Consider the following 17,269-nt stretch of genomic DNA (forward strand, 5'->3'; position numbering starts at 1 on the left):
AGGAGGACCGACGTGGACAAGCTCGCCATCCTGGGCGGCAGAGCAGCTGTGCCGCGTGATCGTCGCGCTGTCACCTGGCCCATCGTCACCGAGGAGGACCGCAAGGCGGTGCTGGCCGTCCTGGACAGCGGCGAGCTGGTGTCCAACAGCGACACGCCCACCGCCGTCGACGACCTGGAGTCCCGGTTCGCCGAACGCGTCGGGGTGGATCGTTGCGTGGGAGTCTCCAACGGCACGGTCGCCCTGCAGATCGCCCTGGCAGCATTGGAGATCGGCCCCGGCGACGAGGTCATCGTGCCGGCTCTGAGTTTCATAGCCTCTGGTCTGGCGCCGTTGCACCAGATGGCCGTGCCGGTCTTCGCCGACATCGACCCGGTCACCTTCACCCTCGACCCAGCGGACGTCGAACGCAAGATCACCTCACGTACCGTCGCGCTGATCCCGGTGCATCTGCACGGCATGCCCGCGGAGATGGGCCCGCTGCGGGAACTGGCGGACCGGCACGGTCTGGCCGTGATCGAGGACGCAGCCCAGGCCCATGGCGCCCACTACGAAGGGCGACAGGTCGGGTCGCTGGGTGACGCCGCCGCGTTCAGCCTCCAGGTCACCAAGAACCTGCCCACCTGCGGCGAGGGCGGACTGCTGACCACCGCGGACGCGAGGCTCGCCGACAAGGCACGGATGATCCGTCAGTTCGGCGAGGTCATCGAAGCCGGCAAGTCACGCGACTACCTCTCCTACCGGCTCGGTTGGAACGCCAAGATGAACCCGGTCCAGGCCGCGTTCGCCACCAGTCAGCTCAGCCGGTTCGACGCGTACGAGCGGGCCCGTCAGGCCAATGTGACCGCCTTCCTGGAGCGGTTGCGCCCCTTGCCGGGCATCCAGGTGCCTGCCGAGCGACCCGGCTCGACCCACGCCTGGCACATCCTGCGCTTCCGTTTCGACGCCGAGGCGCTGGGGGTTCCCGGGGTGTCACCGACCGCTCTGCGCGGCGCGCTGCGGCGCGTCTTGCGCGCCGAGGGTGTGCCGATGTCGCAGTACCAGCTGCGCACGCTGCCTCAGCAGAAAGTCTTCGTCGAGCGGACTGGCTTCGGAGCCGGTTACCCGTGGGCTGCGGCCGCCACTCCCCGGGCGCCCGACGGCAGTCATCCGGTCTCCGAGGCGGTCATCGCCGACTCGCTGACGCTGCAGAGGCGGCACCTGAACCCTGGCAGCGGGGAATTGTTACAGCGTTACGCGGACGCGTTCGAGAAGGTCTGGGCGCACCGTGACACGCTCGCGACGATCGCGAGGGCCGACGCATGACCCTGACCACCGACCCCACCACCCTCGACGAGCTGCACACGCGTGCGTCGAACATCCGTCGACGCATCGTCGACATCTGCGCCAACCCGCAGGGCGGCCACCTGGGCGGCTCACTGTCACTGGTCGAGGTGCTGACAGCGCTGTACTTCGACGTCATGCGCGTCGACCCGGCGCTGCCCGCAGACCCTGATCGCGACATCTTTCTGCTCAGCAAGGGCCATGCCGCGATCGGCCTGTACTGCACGCTCGCCGAACGCGGTTACTTCGACGCGGAAGAGCTGGCGCACTACGCCGAAACCGGTAGCCGCCTGATGGGGCACCCCACCAGGGACGTGCCGGGCGTCGAGATGCCGACCGGATCACTCGGACACGGCCCGGCGCTCGCTCTCGGCTTCGCTCTCGCGGCGAAGCTCAGCGGCAGCCCGCGGAAGACCTATGTGGCGCTCGGGGACGGCGAGATGCAGGAAGGCAGCGTCTGGGAGGCCGCGATGGGCGCGGTCGGGCTGCGGCTCGACAATCTCGTCGCGGTCGTCGACCGCAATGGTCTGCAACTCACCGGGGACACCGAGGAGATCTGCCCTGTGGAGCCGGTCGCCGCGCGCTGGCGCAGCTTCGGCTGGGCCGTGCGCGAGGTCCCGGGACAGGACGTGGCGCGGGTCCGCGAGGCGCTGGCGAGCGCGCCGTGGGAACCGGGCTGCCCCAGCGTGCTCGTCGCGCGGACGACGAAGGGGGCAGGAGTGCCCTTCGTCGCCGGCAAACCGAACAGCCACTACGTGGCCTTCGGCGAGCGCCAGCATGCAAGGGCGCTGTCCGCGCTGCGTCGCGCCGCCGAGCAGGGCAGGGCCCCACGGCGCACGGACGCCGCAGGAGGCGGTGCGGATGACTGACTCCCTACCCGCCCGCACCGCGTACCGCGACCGCCTGGCCGCGGTGCTTCCCGCGCACGAGCGGACCATCTGCCTCGACACCGATACCGGCCTGTTCACCGGCACCGACTTCGGCACCGCCGCCGGACGGTACGTCAACATCGGCATCGCCGAACACAATGCGATGGGCATGGCCGCGGGCCTCGCCGCCAGTGGCTGGATGCCGTTCGTCAACACCATGGCCGCGTTCGCCACGTCACGCGCGGTGGAAGCCATCAAGATCGACATCGCGTACAACGCGGTACCGGTACGCATCATGGCCACCCACGGCGGTCTGTCCTCCGGCCACCTCGGCCCCACGCACCAGTGTCTGGAAGACCTCGCCGTCATGCGCGCGTTGCCGAACATGACGGTGGTGGTACCGGCCGACGCCGCGGCCACCGAGGCGGTGGTGGACGCCGCACTCGACCTGCCTGGGCCGCTCTACGTCCGCATGGGCCGCAAAGCCACCCCGGCAGTGCCGGGCAACCCCGAGCCGCCACGCATCGGGAAGGCCCAACGGCTGCGTGCGGGCGCCGACGTCCTGCTCGTAGGATGCGGGCCGTACCCGGTGCTGGCCGCCCTGGAGGCCGCCGAGATCCTGGCCGGACAGGGTATCGACGCCGGCGTGCTGAACATGCACACCCTCAAGCCATTCGACGTGCCCGGACTGCTCGCGGCCGCTGCGGGCAGGCGACTCGTCGTCACCGTCGAAGAGCACTGGCGCTCAGGCGGACTGGGCGCGGTGGTCACGGAGACCCTGGCCGAGCACGACCCGATGCGGGTCCTGCGCATCGGCATGCCCGACAGCTTCGCCGGCTTCGTCGGCTCTCACGAAGACCTGCTGCGGCACTACGGCATCACCGCCGAGGCCGTCGTCGCCGCGGTCACACAGCACAGCAGCCCACCGCACCCCTCCCGGAAAGGGATCAAACATGATCACCGCCTGCCCCGAATGTGAACACAAGATCGACCTGCCCGACGGCACGCGGCTCAGCGAGATCATCGAGTGTCCCGACTGCCGCTGCGAGCTCGAAGTGGTCTCCGTGGACCCGGTCCTGCTGGTCATCGCACCCGAGGCCGAAGAGGACTGGGGCGAGTGAAGGGCACCGTCGGCCTGCTCGCTTCCCGGATCCGGCTGGAGGAGAAACGCCTCCTGTCGGCCTTCGCCGCACGCGCCGTGCGGGTCGAGCACGTGGACCCGCGGAAGCTTCGTTTCCAGTTGACCGGCGCCGCTCCCTGGCCGGTGGTGCTCAACCGGGAGATCTCCGGGACCCGGGCCCGCTACGCCGCGCTGAGCCTGGAGGCCGCCGGCGCCGTGACGCTCAACCCGGCCCGGGCCATCGAGGTGTGCGGCGACAAGTGGGCGACCTCGCTGGCCCTCACGAGGGCGGGAGTGCCCACGCCGCGCGCGACGCTCGCCCTGACCCCCGATGCCGCGCTGGAGGAGATCGAGGCCATCGGCTACCCCGTGGTGCTGAAACCCCTCAGTTCGTCCTGGGGCAGAAGGGTCTCGCTCCTTCGCGACCCGGACGCGGCACAGGCGGTGCTCGAACACTGCGCGGCACTGCCGGCCCCACAGGCCCATGTGATCTACCTCCAGGCGTACGTGGAGAAACCCGGGCGCGACATCAGGGTGGTCGTCGTCGGCGACGAGGTCGTCGGGGCCGTCTACCGCACTGCCGACGAGTGGCGCACCAATGTCGCACGAGGCGCCCTCACCACCCCCTGCGACCCGCAGGGAGAACTGGCCGACACGGCGATCCGTGCCGCCCGGGCGGTCGGTGCGCAGATCGCCGGTGTGGACCTCGTCGAGGACACCGACGGACGGCTCATGGTGATCGAGGTGAACAGCGGCGTGGAGTTCGCCGGGCTGCAACAGGCTCTCGGCGAGACCTGTGACGTGCCCGGCGCCATTGCGGACCTGACACGGGAGCGGCTCGATGTCGTCCTGGGCGGCGCCGCCCTCGCGGGAGCGGCCTCGTGATCACCGCGGCCCTGGTCGGCGGGGCGGGCTACATCGGCGGGGAACTGCTGCGGCTGCTGCTCGGGCACCCCCGGGTGGAGCCGGTCGCGGTGGTGTCCAGCCGACTGGGCGGCAAGAGGGTCGACGGTGTGCACCCGAATCTGCGTGGCATCACCGATCTGACCTTCTGCGCCCAGTCCGAACTGAGCCGGTACGACGTGCTGTTCCTCGCCTCGGCGCACGGGTCGGCGATGTCTCTGCTGCCTGAACTGGCCGACCGCGCCAAGACGGTGATCGACCTCTCCGGTGACTTCCGGCTCACCGACCCGGCGGTGTACGCGACGCACTACGGCGCCGAGCACAGATCCCCCGGACTCCTCGGCGACTTCGTGTCCGGTGCGCCGGAGCTCGCCCGCGGCGAACTGCGGGGCGCCGACCGGATCACCGTGCCCGGCTGCATGGCCACCGCGGCGATCCTGGCCCTGCGCCCGCTCGCGGCCGAGGGGCTGATCGAGCCGGACGTCATGATCGACGCACGGACCGGCTCCAGCGGCTCCGGCGCCAGCGCCGGGGAGATGAACCTGCACGCAGAACGCAGTGGGGCAATGCGGGTGTTCGCCCCCGCCGGCCACCGACACGAGGCGGAGATCGCCCAGGCCTGCGGGGTGCGGCCCAGCATGACCGCGACCGGGGTGGAGGCGGTGCGCGGCGTACAGGTGCTCTGTCGCGCCACGGTGCGTGACGCCGTGGACGAACGGGACGTGCGCCGCGCCTACCGCAAGCACTACGCCGACGAACCCTTCGTCCGCATCGTCGCGCAGCGCAGGGGCGCCTACCGACTGCCCGAACCCAAGATCCTGCTCGGTTCCAACTTCTGCGACGTCGGCTTCGCGCTCCGCGCCGAAGCGCGGCAGGTACTGGCGGTCGCCGCCCTGGACAACCTCGTCAAGGGCGGGGCGGGCAACGCGGTGCAGTCGCTCAACATTCGGATGGGCTGGCCGGAGCGACTCGGATTGGAGTTCCCGGGCCTGCATCCCGCCTGATCCGGACGTCCCCCCGCAACGCACGAAGAAGGCCTACTCATGCGCACCGAAGACGAGAACCAGTCGACCACCGTGGTCAAGATCGGTGGCAACGCCGGCGTCGACACCGAAGCGATCGTCGACGACATCGCCGAACTGGTCGACGCGGGACGCCGTGTAGTGGTGGTGCACGGCGGCTCCGCCGAGATCGAACGCCTCGCGGACGAGATGGGAGTGCCGCAGGCCCGCCAGGTCGCACCGGATGGTGTCACCTCCCGGCACACCGACGCCAAGACCCTGGAGGTGGTGACGCTCGCCCTGGCCGGTTCGGTCAAACCCCGGCTGGTCCAGGCACTGGCCCGCCGCAGTGTCCGGGCACTGGGAATGACCGGCCTTGACGGTCGGCTGATCCTGGCGCGCCGCAAGGGGGCCCAGCGAGCCCTGGTCGACGGCCGCATCATGCTGGTCCGCGACAACCTGGCCGGCACGGTGGAGCACGTCGAGACGGAGATGCTGAACCACGCGCTGGACCAGGGTCTCGTGCCGGTCGTCTCGCCGCCCGCGATCACCATGGAGGGCGAGGCGGTCAACGTCGACGCGGACAGAGCGGCTGCCGCTATCGCCTCCGCGATCGAGGCCGACGAGTTGGTCCTGCTCACCGGCGCGGCGGGCGTCCAGTCGGACGCTGCCGATCCGCGGTCGGTGCTGTCGGAGGTCGTGATCGAGCCGAAGGGGCCACCCCCGCGCTGGGCGAAGGGCGGCATGGCGATGAAGCTGGTCGCCGCCCGGGAAGCACTGCTCGGCGGCGTGGGTTACGTCGTCATCGCCGACGGCCGCAGGCCCGGGCCGGTCCGCGGGGCCCTGGATGGCGGAGGCACATGGGTCACGATCAGCAGCCACCGGAGGAAGTCGTCGTGAACGGCCGGGAGGCCGTGGAGCTGCTGCACCGGATGGTCGCCATCGCCTCACCATCGGGGGAAGAGGGCGATCTGGCCGACTTCCTGGCCGGCCGGATGAGCGAGTTCGGTATGCGCTCGCGTATAGACGAGGCCGGAAACGTCATCGGTGAGATCGGCAGCGGAGCCGGACCGACCATCGCCATGGTCGGTCATCTGGACACGGTCGACGACCCGATCGCGACCCGGCTGACGGACACCCGCCTCTACGGCCGCGGCGCGGTTGACGCCAAGGGCCCGCTCGCCGCCATGCTGGCCTCCGCGGTGAAGGCCGGGCCCTCGTTCCCCGGCACGCTGATCGTCGCGGGGGTGGTGGAGGAAGAGACACCGGGCTCACGCGGTGCCATGCACGTCAGGCGTTCGTGGCCCCGGCCGGACGCGCTGATCGTCGGCGAGCCGAGTGGCTGGGACAGCGTCGTCCTGGGGTACAAGGGCAAGATCGACATCGCCTACCGCGTGCGCCGGCCCGCCACCCACCCCAGCAACCCGGTGGAGAAGGCGGTCGAGGCGGCAACCGCCTTCTGGGCCGCGGCGCTGGAAGCCGCCGGCCCCGAACGCAGCCACGCCGCGTTCCGACTGCCCGGCGTCACCCTGTGCGAGCTGGTCGGAGACATGGTCGAGGCACGTCTCGAACTCAGCTACCGGACCCCGCCGGGCTATGACGGCGACGCCCTCGTCGCACGGCTGCGCCATCTCGCGGGCGACGGCAGCGTCGAGGTGCTCAACGCCGTGCGGGCGGTCAGCGTCGGCCGGCGCGACCCGGTCGTCCGGTCACTGACCGCGGGGATCCGCCGGGTCGGTGGAACGCCGCACCCGAAGCTCAAGACCGCCACCTCGGACATGAACACCCTGGCCGAGGTGTGGGACATCCCGATGGCCACCTACGGCCCGGGCGACAGCTCGTTGGACCACTCCGAGAGCGAGCACATCGTGATCGACGAGTTCCTCAGAGGCATCGACGTGCTCGGCGCGGCCGTCGACGAGCTTCGTCTGGTCGCGGACGACAACCTGGCAGACGCCGCGCCGCCCGTTCCGACACCGAAGGGGGTGCACCCGTGATCACGACGATGCGCCTTGATCATCTACGGGCGCTGGAGGCCGAAGCCCTCCACATCATCCGCGAGGTGGCGGCCGAGGCAGAACAGCCGGCCCTGTTGTTCTCCGGCGGCAAGGATTCGATCCTGCTTCTGCACCTGGCGAAGCTGGCCTTCGCACCGGCCCGGATCCCGTTCCCGGTCGTGCACATCGACACCGGGCACAATTTCCCCGAAGTCCTCGACTTCCGCGACCGCTACGTCGAACTGATGGGAGTCCGGCTGATCGTGGGCTCAGTGCCCGACGCGATCGCGGCCGGCACGGTGGCCGAACCGGTCGGCGCCGTCTCGCGCAACGTCCTGCAGACACCGGTTCTCCTCGACACGGTGCACAAGTACGGCTTCGACGCGCTGTTCGGCGGCGCTCGGCGCGACGAGGAGAAGGCACGGGCCAAGGAGAGGGTGTTCTCCGTCCGTGACGAATTCGGTCAGTGGGACCCGAAGGACCAGCGGCCGGAGCTGTGGAACCTCTACAACGGAATGCTCCCACAGGGCTCTTCCCTGCGGGTGTTCCCGCTGTCGAACTGGACCGAGCTGGATGTGTGGCAGTACATCGCCGACGCCGACCTGCCACTGCCCTCGCTGTACTACGCGCACGAGCGCCCGGTGCTCGAGCGCGACGACATGTTCTTCGCCGCCAGTGACGTGCTGCCGCGGCGCGACGGGGAGCGGCCACGCACGATAAGGGTGCGCTTCCGCACGGTCGGGGACATGACGTGCACCGGGGCGGTACGCTCCAGCGCCGTCACGAACGCCGAGGTGCTCGCCGAGATCATCTCCAGCCGGCTCACCGAGCGCGGCGCCACGCGGGCGGATGACCGGGTCAATGAGACCGCCATGGAGGACCGGAAGCGGGAGGGGTACTTCTGATGGAGATTCTGCGCCTGGCGACGGCCGGCTCGGTGGACGACGGCAAGAGCACTTTGATCGGCCGTCTGCTGTACGACACACGGACCGCGATGCAGGACCAACTCGATGCGGTGCGCCGCGCCACCCGCCGCATGGGCGGGGACGACCTCAACCTGGCCCTGCTCACCGACGGCCTCAAAGCGGAACGCGAGCAGGGCATCACCATCGACGTCGCGTACCGCTACTTCGCCACCGACCGGCGCAAGTTCGTCATCGCCGACACCCCGGGCCACATCCAGTACACCCGCAACATGGTCACCGGCGCGTCCACGGCCGACCTCGCGGTGGTGCTGGTGGACGCCCGCCACGGGATGACCGAACAAAGCCGCCGGCACGCCCTGCTGTGCTCCTTGCTCGGGGTCCCCCGCCTGGTCCTGGCAGTCAACAAAATGGACCTGGTCGGCTACGACCAAGCGGCGTTCCGGCGCGTCGAGAGGGAGTTCGCCCGCTTCTCCACCCGGCTGCGCACACCCGATCTCGACATCATCCCGATGTCGGCACTGCACGGCGACAACGTCGTCGAACGCACTGAGCGCATGCCCTGGTACAACGGTCCCTCGCTGCTGCGCCACTTGGAACAGGTGCGGGTGCCGGTCGATGTGGCCCCGGACGACCTGCGCTTCCCCGTGCAGTACGTGATCCGCCCGCACACCGACGAGTACCACGACTACCGGGGCTACGCCGGGCAGATCGCCGCCGGGGTGGTTCGTGTGGGCGACGAAGTAGTCGCGCTGCCCAGCGGTATGACGAGCCGCGTCAGTGCCATCGACAGCCCCGCGGGGGAGGTGTCGGAGGCATATGCCCCCATGTCCGTCAGTCTCCGGCTCGCCGACGACATCGACCTGTCCCGGGGTGATCTGCTGGCCCGCGTCGGTCGTCAACCGCGGACCACCCAGGAGGTCGACGCGATGCTCTGCTGGATGACGCGGGAGCCGATGCGCGCCGGGATGCGGGTGCTCGTGAAGCACACCACGCGCACCGTGCCGGCACTGGTCCGGGACGTGCGGTACCGCATGGACGTCAACACCCTGCGGCACAGCGAGACAGACACGCTGGGGTTCAACGAGATCGGGCGGGTCAGCCTCCGCACGACCCGACCGGTCATGTGCGACGCCTACCGGCGGAATCGGCGGACCGGGAGTTTCGTCGTCATCGACCCGGCGACGAAGCGGACCCTCGCCGGAGGCATGATCGAGGCCGCATAAGCGATCTCCACGTCTACCCTGATGAGCGCCTCCCAACCTGAACGTCCGCATTACCCCGCCGAAGGCCGGGGGTAAGCAAGGCGCTTAAGCCTGCGTATGGTCATGCTCCCCACGCCTCGGTAGCGTCACAGGGGTGTCCGCAACGAAACGGGGGACGGTGCCGTGCCGCTTCGAGTGCTCTTGTGTGACGAACGACCGCTGGTGCTCGATGGGCTCTGTTCCCTGCTGCGCCACGAAGACGACATCGAGGTCGTCGACACCGCGTGCAGCGCGATGGAGACCGTGATGCACGTACGGACCCACGTGCCGCAGGTGGTGGTGATAGGACTGCACCCGGAGGAGACCTCAATCCTGGATCTCGTCCGCCAGTTACTCGGGGAGCCACTCGACCCGGTGCCGCGGATCATCGTCTTCGCCATGAGCGACCTCGACGAGAGCCTCGCCGACGTGCTGCACGCAGGGGTCAGCGGCCTGCTCACCGACGACGCCAGCCGCGAGGAACTCGCCATGGCCATAAGGGCGGTGGCCCGAGGGCAGGCCATGCTGGGACCGCGTATCGCCCAGCGGCTGATGGAGTGGTTCAGGGACAGCACGCCGAAATCCCCGAGCAAGGCGGGCATGCCGTTCGGCGCCGTTCTGACGCCGCGAGAGAAGGAGGTCCTCACCCTGGCCGCCCGCGGGCTGTCGACCGAGGACATCGCCGTGACCTTGTTCATCGGTACCGCGACGGTGCGAACCCATCTCTACCGGTTGCAGACCAAACTGCGCCTGAAGGACCGTGCCCAGCTCGTGTCGTTCGCTTTCCGCGCGGGCATCGTCGACCCGGCCTGACCGCCCGCCCCGGTGGCAGCCGTCGTGCCTGCCCCACAGTCGGCGCTCGGCTGGTCGTTTTCCCCCATCGGTGCCTGGCCTGGGCTGATGGCGGGCATCGAACCGAGGCGTTTGCGCGGAAAGTCCCCTGCTCGCCGACTTCGGCTGGACCGGAGCGTCGTCGAGGCTCGAAGCAGACCGGACGCCGAGTTGCGGAGCGGGCGGACGTGAGGCTCACCGTGGTCACGGACGTGACCTGTGCATCGAGACCGTTCGACGCACTGCCGGTCCACGACGCTCGACCCCGGGTCGACGGCTGCCGCGACCGCGCGGAGAAGGGCCGCCGATGGTCATGGGGATCGACACCCCGCCCCTTCGCGGCCGCCCGGCGACTCGACACCGCGTTGCCGTCGTCCTCCCGCCGCAGTTGCCGCCCTACGGGACGGGGCAGCGTAGGCACCGCTGTTCGCAGGTCCAACGTGACGTCTGTCGTCGCGCCGAAATCACTTTGGGAGCACCTCATGCCTGACCACATCCCCGCCACGGGCACCGTGCACTGGATCGGCGCCGGCCGGTCCACCGGCAGTGGCCTCCAAGAGCTCTGCGACCGGGCGGACCGCGTGCGTCTGTGGCACCGCGATGTCGCACACGCCGAGCGGCGGCTGGCCGAGCTCGGACTGACGGACCGGGCCGAGGGAGGGGCCTTCACCACCGAGGCGCTGGACGCCGAACTCTCCCCGGGCGACGTGGTGGTGTCCATGCTGCCGCCGGCCTGGCACGCCGAGCTGCTGCGGCTTGCCGTCGCCCGTGGCGCGCACTTCGCCTGCTCCAGCTATGCCTCGGAGGAACTCGTCGCCGGAGCGCGGAAGGCGGCCGAAGCCGGCGTGGTCGCACTCACGGAGGCCGGTCTCGACCCGGGCATCGACCACCTCTTCGCCCACAAGCTCGTGCGTGAAGCCCGGGAGGAACTCGGAGACACCTCGGCCGACGTCACCTTTGTCTCCTACTGCGGCGGTGTGCCCGCGGTGCCGAACGAGTTCCGCTACCGCTTCAGCTGGGCGCCGCGCGGTGTGCTGAACGCTCTGCGCTCACCGAGCCGCTACTGGCGCGGGGGACGGCTGCGCACCACGGAACAGCCGTGGGAGGACACCGTCCCGTACACGATCGGCGATGAGCCCTTCGAGGCGTACCCCAACCGCGACAGCGTCGACTACCTCACCGCTTACACGATCCCCGCGGCCTGGCGGCCACAGACCTTCGTCCGCGGGACGCTGCGACTGCCCGGATGGCGTGAGGCGTGGACACCGGTCTTCGCCACATTGCGCGACGGCGACCAGCGGCGTATCGACGCGCTGGCCGACGAGTTGGCCGTCCGCTACCCGGCCACTGCCGACGATCACGACCGAGTGGTGCTCGCGGTGGCTCTGGAGGTGCGCGCGGACGACGGCGCCGCATGGTCGGGCGACTATCTGCTCGACGTGCTCGGTGATGACCGGCAGAGCGCGATGGCCCGCTGCGTGTCTGTGCCGCTGGCCTGCGGGGTGAGCGACATTCTCGCCGGCCGTACGCCGCCCGGCCTGCACCGGGCGGCCAGGGAACCCGACGCGGTGGAGCGCTGGCTGGCTTTCCTCGACCGACTGGGCATCAGTGGTGTCCGTGACGGGGGGCGCCGCTCCCCGGACGCGTCCGCAGAAGCGTGAACCCGTCCCGCCGTGGCGTCAGTCCGCCGCGTCGTCACCGGATTCCTGCATGAGGCCTCTCTGGTAGACGAAGGCGACCAGCGCGGCACGATCGCGCAGCTCCAATTTGCTCTTGACGCGATACAGATGCGTACGCACGGTGGCGACGCCGATGAACAGCTCTTCGGCGATTTCGTCGATCGACATGCCCTGCGCCGTGAGCGTCAGTACCTGACGTTCCCGGGAGGTGAGCGACGTCGCGAGCGGCCCCGGCTCAGCGACGGCGGGGTGCTCCGACTGGCGGAACCAGCTGAGCAGGCGGTGCGCGATCGACGGACCGAGCATGGCCCCGCCCTGAGCCACCGCCTTGATGGCCAGAACCAGTTCCTCCCGGCCGGCGTCATCCGCGCACAGCCCGTCCACACCGGCCTGCAGCGCCTCGTCCAGGCCCGATTCCGTGTCCGGTACCCCGTAGAGCACGAGTGGCGGTTTGGAGTCGGTGGCCGCGTCACGCAGCTGCACCGCGAGATCCGTCCCGCTCATGCCGCCGAGCCTGGGGCCGCTGACCACCACGTCGGGGTGGTGCGAGCGCATCAGGATCATGGCGTGAACGCCGCTGTCGGCTACGCCGACGATCTCCAGATCGGGTTCCTCCGCGAGCATCTGCTGTAACGCACCGCTTATCAGAGGGCGTTCGTCGCAAATCAAGACTTTCAGCATCTCGTCCCCCGTTCGCCCGGCATCGCCCTGAAGTCACCACGTCACCGACTCCGCCGAATCCTCCGTCACCATCAGGGCGTCGTGGAGAGAAGGACGGATGAACGAAGGCGGTCGTCCCGCTGCACGTCAGGTCATCAGGCCGGCCTGGTAGGCGTAGGTCACCAGATGTGCCCGGTCGCGCAACCGCAGTTTGCACCGCACACGGTAGAGGTGGGTGCGCACCGTCGCGAGCCGGATGACCATGCGCTGTGCCACCTCTTCAGCGGACAGACCGGTCGCGGTCAGGGTCAGCACCTCGCGCTCCCGGGGCGTGAGTTCGTCGATCGCCGGGTGTCCGCAGGTGGCGTCCTCGGCGTTCGATCCACTCTTGGCGCGATACCAGTCCACCAGCCTGCGGGCCACGGCAGGGCTCAGCATGGCCTGTTCCCGGGCGACCGCGCGGATCGCCATCAGGAGCTCTTCTCGTCCGGCGCCGGCCGCCAGGAGTCCCGCGGCTCCGGCCCGCAGGATGTCATCGACACGGTCGTCCGGTTTCGTCCCCGGGGTGTAGACCACGAGCGCGGCGTTCCAGTCGTCGCTGCTCATCACCCGCCGGACGAAGTCGAGGCCGATGGTTCCACCGTGGCGCATGCCGGCGAGCAGGACGTCGGGGGAGGTCGTCCTCAACAGATTCAGCGTCTGCGGTTCGGTGTCGGCGCAGCCGACGACCTGCATGTCCGGTTCGGTTCTGAGGAGGTCCGTCAACCCGCCGCCGACTAAAGGACGTTCGTCACAGATCAATACGCGCAGGGACACGCTTCCTCCCCCGTGCCGGCGGACGACCGAGACACACCACGTCGGTGCGGGCTCCCTGCCGTTTCGCCGGTGATGCCAATGGGACGAAAGGCAAGTTCCCCTGGCAGGCTCGCGGAACCGGCTAGTTTCGGACGCAACCAATAGTCCGGCAGAACGGGGCGAAGACGCGGCGCGGTACTCCTGCCGCTTACCGGCGGCCTCCATGCCTGCACCTCAGGACTAGGCCCCGGCCACCGATCCACTGACAGGTAGCGCTCCGACTTCCACATCACCGCTGATGTCCGGCTCCGTGCATCTTCCTACCGTGGTTCGAGTCAGTTCCGACGAAGGGGCAATGATGCTGACTCCCGAAAACCACGCGCTGTGGCACGCCGGTATGTCGATGCACCGGTTCTTCCTCGACGCGGACGACGATCGGTTCTTCGTCGAGGGGCACGGCGCCAAAGTGCGGGACCAAGCCGGCCGTTGGTACCTGGACGCCCGCTCGTCGCTGTGGAACGTGACGCTGGGGTTCGACCACCCCGGGCTACTGCGCGCGCTGCACGGGCAGCTCGATGTGCTCCCGTCCATGCAGACCATCCGCTACGACCGGGCCAGCGCGGTTGCCGCCGAGTACGCCAACCGGCTCTGCGCCCGGCTGCCGGAGAACCTGACTCACGTGCGCTTCGGCAACACCGGTTCGCAGGTCACCTCCGCGGCCGTCCTGCTGTCCAAGTACATCCGCAAGATCCAGGGCGAACCGGAGCGGACCGGCGTCGTGGCGCTGGAGAGCAGCTGGCACGGCACGGGCGGACTGGCGACGGCACTGACTGGTGAACCGGACATGCACGATCTCCAGGCCCCGCTGGTTCCGGGCGTCCACCACATCCCGCCGCCGCATTGCCCGACCTGCCCCGACGGCGCCTCACCGGACGTCTGCGCCGAGCACAGCGCAGCCCACCTCGGTCAACTGCTCGACCGGGTCGGAGCGGAGCGGATCACCGCGCTCATCGTGGAGCCCATGATGGGCACCCGCGTCGTCGAGGGTGCGCCCGGCTACCTGCGGCGGCTCGAACAGATCTGCCGGGACAACGGGGTGCACTTCATCATCGACGAGGTGACCACCGGTTTCGGCCGCTGCGGTGACCTCACCCTGAGCGGCTCCCTCGGGGTCCGGGCCGACATGCTGCTGCTCGGCAAGGGAATCAGCGGAGGCTATGTGCCGTCCGCGGCGCTCGCCGTCGACGAGGAGATCTACCGCGCCGTCTTCGACGTCGACCCGGCGAAGATCTTCCCGCACGGCTCGACGACGGACGGGCACCCGCTGGCGATGGCCGCCGGCCTGGCGGTGCTGGACGCCCTCGCCGAGGAAGACCTCCTGGCGCAGGTCCGTTCCCGCGGTGAGCATCTGCGCGAAGCCCTCGGTGAACTGGCGACCCGGCAGCCGGTGATCACCGACGTCCGCGGCCGCGGCCTGCTGATCGGCCTCGAACTGACCGGCCCCGACGGCACACCCATGGGACCGGCGTTCCTGGAGGCCGTCCGGCGCGCATGCGAGCAGCGCGGCGTACTGCTCAACTACACCGGAAACTGCATCACCCTCGTGCCGCCGTTCGTCATCACCCGACGCGAGTGTGACCAGATCGTGGACACCATCGACGCAGTCCTGCAGGAGCTGGTGAGCCAGCTCGAATCCTGGGGTGACGACTCCGCCGGCCAATGGACCTGGGACCGCAGGCCGGGCGCCGCCGCGGCGAGCCACGCCTGACCCGGCACCACCGAGACCCCCAGGGGTAGACCATGGACTTCGCCTTCGACGACCGGGTACGGCTCATCCGCCGGGAGACGCGCGATCTGCTGGCCACCGCTGACATCCGGGCGGCGCTCGAGCGCTACCACCGGCATGCCGATGTGGACGAGGATGCCCGCCCGCTCTACCGCATGCTGGGCCGGCACGGCATCCTCGCGGTGGACTGGGCCACCGAGTACGGCGGCCGCGACGCCGGCCTGTCCACCGCGGCGGCCGTCGCCGAGGAGCTCATGGCGGCCGGCGTGCCCGACACACTGCATGTCAACTCGATCCAGATCGTCGGGCTGTTCCTGCTGCTGTCCGGCAGCGCGGAGCAGAAGTCCAGATACCTGCCGCGGCTGGCTCGGGCCGAGGCGTTCGCCGGGGTGCTCTACACCGAGCCGCAAGCCGGTTCGGACCTGAGCGGCATCACCACCGAGGCGCGCCGGGTACCCGGCGGCTACCGGCTGAGCGGCACCAAGGTGTTCAGCCTCAAGAGCCATCTGGTCGACCTCACCCTCTGCGCGGCGCGCACCGGCGGCGGAACGAGCCGCTACGAAGGCATCACGGTATTCATCCTCGACATGCGCGCGCCCGGCATCCGGGTGCAACCGCTGCCCGCGATCAGCGACGAGCGGTTCAACGAGGTGACGCTCGACGACGTTTTCATCGGCGACGAGGACGTGCTCGGCCGGCCCGGGGAAGGGTTCGCGCTGTTGCTGCGCGGACTCACGATCGAGCGCACCGGCCTCGATTACACGACCAAGGCACGCCGTTGGTATGAGCATGCGCTCCGGGCGCTGCGGAGCACCGAGGGTGAAACCGCCGCCACAGGCGTCCGCGACGGCCTCGACGCGGGCGCGGGACGGACCGAGACGGGTGACGCACTGGTCGAGGCGGGTCGCCACGGTGCCGACTTGGTCAAGAGCCGGCTGCTGAGCTGGCAGGTGATCAGCCGCCTCGGCGAGGGCCGCGTCGACGAGGTCGCCGCCGCGATGGCGAAGTGGTACAGCGGGGAACTGGCCGAGCGTATCCCCCAATGGGCGGCCCTCGAAGTGTGCCCGGGGACCCAAGGCGACCCGCTCGCCACTCGTGTCCTGGAGGCCGGCTACCGGGACGCACCCGGTCAGACCATCTCGGCCGGCACCTCCGAAGTGATGTTGCAGGTAGTGGCGAGCGCCCGCCTGGCGGCGGGCTGAGGGCGGGCGGGGATCATGGACTTCACGATCGACGCGTTCCAACGCGAACTGAAGACCGGCATCCGTAAACAGCTCGGCGTGCTGGGCCACCCGGCCGAGGAGGACCCCCAGGCGCTCTGGTGCGCACTGAGTGAACTGGCATTGCCGGCCCTGGAGGCACCCGCGGGCTCCGGCGGCCTCGAACTCGGCCTGTCGAACTCCGTGGTCGCCTGGGAGGAACTGGGCGCCGCGACCGTTTGCGGACCGCTCTGGTCGTCGGTGTTCGCGATCGACTGTGCGGTCGGTGCCGATCCGGACGGCCCGCTCGGAGGCGCCCTGCCCGGCCTCCTGTCGGGCGAGTCACGAGCGGACGTCACCGGGCTCGGCGCGGTGACACCGGCCGTCGACGGCGTGCTGGTCCGGATCGACAGCACGGGGCCGTTCGCGCTGTCCGGCAGCGGGCTCACGTCGGCCGGCCTGGGCACGGCGGTCAGCCGGGCCCGGATCCGCCAGGCCGCCTTCCTGGTGGGTATGGCCCGTGAGGCGCTGGACATCGCTGCCGCGCATGTCAGGGAGCGCGAACAGTTCGGGCACAAACTCGTCGACTTCGAGGCGGTCTCCTTCCCGCTGGCCGCCCTGCTCATCGATCTGGAGGCGAGCCGGCTGGCTGTCCACCGCGCCGCCTGGCTCGCGGATACAGGCAAAACCGCCGAACTCGCCGCCACCGAGGTGCTGGCGGGCGCCGGTGATCTCCTTGCCACCGCAGCACGCACCGCTATTCATGTGCACGGCACCCGCGGCTTGCTGCGCACCAACCGGGTGTCCCGGATCTACCTCCGGGCCCGGGACGAGATCCCCCGCCTGGGCAGCCCCCGCGCGCTGTGGCGCCGGGCCGGCCTGCTGCGGCTCACCGGTGGCATCGATCCGGACGACCGGGCCGCCATCTGCTGACCAGAG

Annotated in this window: 17 protein-coding genes; 15 read left to right on the plus strand and 2 right to left on the minus strand. The window is 69.9% G+C overall.

Annotated elements, in window-relative coordinates:
• The first annotated feature begins 12 nt into the window (after window positions 1–12).
• The 12 genes from ACIQHQ_RS31040 (at window position 13) to ACIQHQ_RS31095 (ending at window position 11,872) form a co-directional block, all read left to right on the plus strand.
• The gene (locus ACIQHQ_RS31040; RefSeq protein ID WP_402618157.1) at window positions 13–1,305 is read left to right on the plus strand and encodes a DegT/DnrJ/EryC1/StrS family aminotransferase; all 1,293 of its coding nucleotides are present in this window, start codon (window positions 13–15) and stop codon (window positions 1,303–1,305) included.
• Window positions 1,302–2,192: a transketolase gene (locus ACIQHQ_RS31045; protein WP_402618160.1), complete on the plus strand. Its 891-nt coding sequence runs from the start codon at window positions 1,302–1,304 to the stop codon at window positions 2,190–2,192. The genes ACIQHQ_RS31040 and ACIQHQ_RS31045 overlap by 4 nt, the downstream gene beginning before the upstream one ends.
• Window positions 2,185–3,171: a transketolase family protein gene (locus ACIQHQ_RS31050; protein ID WP_402618164.1), complete on the plus strand. Its 987-nt coding sequence runs from the start codon at window positions 2,185–2,187 to the stop codon at window positions 3,169–3,171. Before ACIQHQ_RS31045 ends, ACIQHQ_RS31050 begins: the two co-directional genes overlap by 8 nt.
• Entirely contained in the window at window positions 3,146–3,313 is a 168-nt protein-coding gene (gene lysW, locus ACIQHQ_RS31055; RefSeq protein ID WP_402618167.1) for a lysine biosynthesis protein LysW, read from the plus strand. Before ACIQHQ_RS31050 ends, lysW begins: the two co-directional genes overlap by 26 nt.
• On the plus strand, window positions 3,310–4,197 hold the full coding sequence (locus tag ACIQHQ_RS31060; RefSeq protein ID WP_402618169.1) for a RimK family alpha-L-glutamate ligase: 888 nt from the start codon (window positions 3,310–3,312) through the stop codon (window positions 4,195–4,197). The genes lysW and ACIQHQ_RS31060 overlap by 4 nt, the downstream gene beginning before the upstream one ends.
• On the plus strand, window positions 4,194–5,219 hold the full coding sequence (gene argC, locus ACIQHQ_RS31065; protein ID WP_402618171.1) for an N-acetyl-gamma-glutamyl-phosphate reductase: 1,026 nt from the start codon (window positions 4,194–4,196) through the stop codon (window positions 5,217–5,219). The genes ACIQHQ_RS31060 and argC overlap by 4 nt, the downstream gene beginning before the upstream one ends.
• Window positions 5,220–5,258: 39 nt before the next feature.
• Window positions 5,259–6,116: a [LysW]-aminoadipate kinase gene (locus tag ACIQHQ_RS31070; protein WP_402618174.1), complete on the plus strand. Its 858-nt coding sequence runs from the start codon at window positions 5,259–5,261 to the stop codon at window positions 6,114–6,116.
• Window positions 6,113–7,213, plus strand: coding sequence for a M20/M25/M40 family metallo-hydrolase (locus ACIQHQ_RS31075; protein ID WP_402618177.1), 1,101 nt, complete (start codon window positions 6,113–6,115; stop codon window positions 7,211–7,213). Before ACIQHQ_RS31070 ends, ACIQHQ_RS31075 begins: the two co-directional genes overlap by 4 nt.
• An 8-nt stretch (window positions 7,214–7,221) precedes the next feature.
• Window positions 7,222–8,118 carry a sulfate adenylyltransferase subunit CysD gene (cysD, locus tag ACIQHQ_RS31080; protein WP_402618564.1) on the plus strand — a complete coding sequence of 299 codons (897 nt, stop codon included), beginning with the start codon at window positions 7,222–7,224 and terminating at the stop codon, window positions 8,116–8,118.
• Entirely contained in the window at window positions 8,118–9,362 is a 1,245-nt protein-coding gene (locus ACIQHQ_RS31085; protein ID WP_402618181.1) for a sulfate adenylyltransferase subunit 1, read from the plus strand. Before cysD ends, ACIQHQ_RS31085 begins: the two co-directional genes overlap by 1 nt.
• Before the next feature lie 174 nt (window positions 9,363–9,536).
• Window positions 9,537–10,193: a LuxR C-terminal-related transcriptional regulator gene (locus ACIQHQ_RS31090; RefSeq protein WP_402618567.1), complete on the plus strand. Its 657-nt coding sequence runs from the start codon at window positions 9,537–9,539 to the stop codon at window positions 10,191–10,193.
• A 500-nt stretch (window positions 10,194–10,693) separates the two neighbouring features.
• A complete protein-coding gene (locus tag ACIQHQ_RS31095) occupies window positions 10,694–11,872 on the plus strand; it encodes a saccharopine dehydrogenase family protein (RefSeq protein WP_402618184.1) in 1,179 nt (392 codons plus the stop codon).
• Window positions 11,873–11,890: 18 nt separating this feature from the next.
• Here the strand turns inward: ACIQHQ_RS31095 and ACIQHQ_RS31100 are convergent, their stop codons facing one another.
• Window positions 11,891–12,571, minus strand: coding sequence for a LuxR C-terminal-related transcriptional regulator (locus tag ACIQHQ_RS31100; protein WP_402618187.1), 681 nt, complete (start codon window positions 12,569–12,571; stop codon window positions 11,891–11,893).
• Between the two features lie 126 nt (window positions 12,572–12,697).
• On the minus strand, window positions 12,698–13,366 hold the full coding sequence (locus ACIQHQ_RS31105; RefSeq protein ID WP_402618190.1) for a response regulator transcription factor: 669 nt from the start codon (window positions 13,364–13,366) through the stop codon (window positions 12,698–12,700).
• Window positions 13,367–13,703: 337 nt separating this feature from the next.
• On the opposite strand from ACIQHQ_RS31105, the gene ACIQHQ_RS31110 reads away from it, so the two are divergent.
• The 3 genes from ACIQHQ_RS31110 to ACIQHQ_RS31120 are packed head-to-tail and all read left to right on the plus strand — an operon-like array spanning window position 13,704 to window position 17,263.
• The gene (locus ACIQHQ_RS31110) at window positions 13,704–15,113 is read left to right on the plus strand and encodes an aspartate aminotransferase family protein (RefSeq protein WP_402618193.1); all 1,410 of its coding nucleotides are present in this window, start codon (window positions 13,704–13,706) and stop codon (window positions 15,111–15,113) included.
• Between the two features lie 32 nt (window positions 15,114–15,145).
• Window positions 15,146–16,333 carry an acyl-CoA dehydrogenase family protein gene (locus ACIQHQ_RS31115; protein ID WP_402618196.1) on the plus strand — a complete coding sequence of 396 codons (1,188 nt, stop codon included), beginning with the start codon at window positions 15,146–15,148 and terminating at the stop codon, window positions 16,331–16,333.
• A gap of 15 nt (window positions 16,334–16,348) precedes the next feature.
• Window positions 16,349–17,263, plus strand: coding sequence for an acyl-CoA dehydrogenase family protein (locus tag ACIQHQ_RS31120; protein ID WP_402618199.1), 915 nt, complete (start codon window positions 16,349–16,351; stop codon window positions 17,261–17,263).
• Window positions 17,264–17,269 lie beyond the last annotated feature (6 nt).

It is taken from the genome of Streptomyces sp. NPDC092370 (assembly GCF_044755265.1).
Classification (GTDB): Bacteria; Actinomycetota; Actinomycetes; order Streptomycetales; family Streptomycetaceae; genus Streptomyces.

What these genes read in the sequence shown, in the direction of transcription:
- ACIQHQ_RS31100 (WP_402618187.1), bottom strand. Translation starts at nt 12,571, where the DNA reads ATGCTGAAAGTCTTGATTTGCGACGAACGCCCTCTGATAAGCGGTGCG.
- ACIQHQ_RS31085 (WP_402618181.1), top strand. Translation starts at nt 8,118, where the DNA reads ATGGAGATTCTGCGCCTGGCGACGGCCGGCTCGGTGGACGACGGCAAG.
- cysD (WP_402618564.1), top strand. Translation starts at nt 7,222, where the DNA reads ATGCGCCTTGATCATCTACGGGCGCTGGAGGCCGAAGCCCTCCACATC.
- ACIQHQ_RS31120 (WP_402618199.1), top strand. Translation starts at nt 16,349, where the DNA reads ATGGACTTCACGATCGACGCGTTCCAACGCGAACTGAAGACCGGCATC.
- ACIQHQ_RS31115 (WP_402618196.1), top strand. Translation starts at nt 15,146, where the DNA reads ATGGACTTCGCCTTCGACGACCGGGTACGGCTCATCCGCCGGGAGACG.
- ACIQHQ_RS31045 (WP_402618160.1), top strand. Translation starts at nt 1,302, where the DNA reads ATGACCCTGACCACCGACCCCACCACCCTCGACGAGCTGCACACGCGT.
- ACIQHQ_RS31070 (WP_402618174.1), top strand. Translation starts at nt 5,259, where the DNA reads ATGCGCACCGAAGACGAGAACCAGTCGACCACCGTGGTCAAGATCGGT.
- lysW (WP_402618167.1), top strand. Translation starts at nt 3,146, where the DNA reads ATGATCACCGCCTGCCCCGAATGTGAACACAAGATCGACCTGCCCGAC.
- ACIQHQ_RS31110 (WP_402618193.1), top strand. Translation starts at nt 13,704, where the DNA reads ATGCTGACTCCCGAAAACCACGCGCTGTGGCACGCCGGTATGTCGATG.
- ACIQHQ_RS31050 (WP_402618164.1), top strand. Translation starts at nt 2,185, where the DNA reads ATGACTGACTCCCTACCCGCCCGCACCGCGTACCGCGACCGCCTGGCC.
- ACIQHQ_RS31095 (WP_402618184.1), top strand. Translation starts at nt 10,694, where the DNA reads ATGCCTGACCACATCCCCGCCACGGGCACCGTGCACTGGATCGGCGCC.